3 protein-coding genes are annotated in these 1,780 nt (G+C 73.6%); all 3 read left to right on the top strand.

Going from position 1 to position 1,780, the window contains the following annotated elements; genetic code table 11:
- On the top strand, positions 1 to 976 hold a 976-nt coding region (locus tag SACSA_RS21965; RefSeq protein ID WP_019814776.1), incomplete at its 5' end, for a phytoene/squalene synthase family protein.
- On the top strand, positions 973 to 1,326 hold the full coding sequence (locus SACSA_RS0107655; protein ID WP_048876546.1) for a lycopene cyclase domain-containing protein: 354 nt from the start codon (positions 973 to 975) through the stop codon (positions 1,324 to 1,326). The genes SACSA_RS21965 and SACSA_RS0107655, both read left to right, overlap by 4 nt.
- On the top strand, positions 1,323 to 1,670 hold the full coding sequence (locus SACSA_RS0107650; protein WP_019814772.1) for a lycopene cyclase domain-containing protein: 348 nt from the start codon (positions 1,323 to 1,325) through the stop codon (positions 1,668 to 1,670). The genes SACSA_RS0107655 and SACSA_RS0107650 overlap by 4 nt, the downstream gene beginning before the upstream one ends.
- Positions 1,671 to 1,780 lie beyond the last annotated feature (110 nt).

Below are 1,780 nucleotides of genomic sequence, written 5' to 3'. Positions count from 1 at the left end.
CGTCCGGCACCCGGGCCTGCGCGCGGCCTACCTCCGGTGCCGCTCCCTCAACGCCCGGCACGGGCGCACGTACTTCCTGGCGACACGGCTGTTGCCGCCGGCACGACGTCCCGCCGTGCACGCGCTGTACGGCTTCGCGCGGCACGCCGACGACATCGTCGACGACATCCCCGCCGCCTCCGGCGCCGAGCGCGCCCGGGCGGAGGCGTCCGCCCGGCTCGGGGAGCTCGACCGGGTTCTGCGCACCGGGTTGCGCACGGGGCACAGCGATCACCCGCTGTTGGCGGCCGTGGTGGACACGGCCACCCGCTACCACATCGACGAAAGGCTGTTCAGCGGCTTCCTCAGGTCCATGCGCATGGACCTGACGACCACCGACTACGCGACCCGGGCCGAGCTGTCCGCCTACATCCACGGCTCGGCCGAGGTGATCGGCCTCCAGATGCTGCCGGTGCTCGGGACGGTGGCCCCGGCCGAGGAGGCCGCCCCGCACGCCGCCGCGCTGGGAGCGGCGTTCCAGCTCACGAACTTCCTGCGCGATGTCGCCGAGGACCTGGACCGGGGCCGGGTGTACCTGCCCGCCGACGAGCTCGCCGCCCACGGCGTCGACCGCGACCTGCTGCTGTGGTGCCGCCGGGTGGGGTATGCCGACCCGAGGGTGCGCGACGCGCTCGCCGACCAGGTGGCACGCACGCGCCGGATCTACCGCCAGGCTCACCCCGGGATCGCGATGCTGCACCCGGCGGCGCGCCCGTGCGTGGCGACGGCCTACATCCTCTACTCGCGCATCCTCGACGTGATCGCCGAGCGCGGGTTCGACGTCTTCTCCGGCCGCGCGGTGGTCGGCGGACCGCAACGGGCGGCGCTGGCCTGCCGCACGTTGGCGCGTACCGTGGCCGGCCGCGTGCTCGCACCCCGCGTGGAGGCGGCCGCACCGCGACGATGGCGCGCGGGCGCATGGGGGTGGCGCGGATGAGCGCCTTCGAGAGCTGGCACTACCTGCTCGTGCTCGCCGCGTGCGTGGTCGTCACCCTGCCGCTCGAATTGGCCGGAGCGCGCGTCTACCGCAGACCCCGCAGGCTCGCGTTCGCGCTCGCGCCCGCGGCACTGTTCCTCGTGTGGGACCTGGCCGCCATCTCGGCCGGTGTGTGGGCGATCGAGCCCCGTTACACGCTCGGGGTGCGGCTGGCCCCCGGACTTCCGCTCGAGGAGGCGCTGTTCTTCGTGACCATTCCCGTGTGCGCGCTGCTGACGTTCGAGACCGTACGGCGCTTCCGCATCGGGAGGCGGTCATTCGGGAGGCGGTCATTCGGGAGGCGGTCATGACGGGTCTCGGCTACACCCTGCCCGCGGTGCTGTCGGTGGCGGCGGTCGTGGTCGCGGAACTGGCCTGGTTGCGCACCGGGCTGTTCCGCTGGCCCGCGTACTGGATCACCCTCGCGATCGTGTCGGCCTTCCAGGTTCCGGTGGACGGGTGGCTGACGAAGTTGTCGGCGCCGATCGTGCGCTACGACCCGGCCCACCACCTCGGCCCGCGGTTCCCGCTCGATATCCCGGTCGAGGACTTCCTGTTCGGGTTCAGCCTGGTCACCGCCACCCTGCTCGCATGGCTGTGCGCGGAACGCCGCGCCGAGCGGCGGACCACGTCGCGCGAGGAGGCCCACCGGTGACCGGACTCCCACCCCGCTCGACGGTGCCCGACGCCTTCGACGCCGCCGCCGGCTCCTACGACCGCCTCGTCGGGCGCAATCCCGGTTACCACGCCGCGCTGCGCCGGGCG

This window comes from Saccharomonospora saliphila YIM 90502 (assembly GCF_000383795.1).
GTDB lineage: Bacteria > Actinomycetota > Actinomycetes > Mycobacteriales > Pseudonocardiaceae > Saccharomonospora > Saccharomonospora saliphila.
This window is presented reverse-complemented; position numbering and strand designations above follow the sequence as displayed.

Excerpts from the sequence above, each read along its gene's own strand:
- SACSA_RS0107655 (WP_048876546.1), top strand. The coding sequence starts at position 973 with ATGAGCGCCTTCGAGAGCTGGCACTACCTGCTCGTGCTCGCCGCGTGC.
- SACSA_RS0107650 (WP_019814772.1), top strand. The coding sequence starts at position 1,323 with ATGACGGGTCTCGGCTACACCCTGCCCGCGGTGCTGTCGGTGGCGGCG.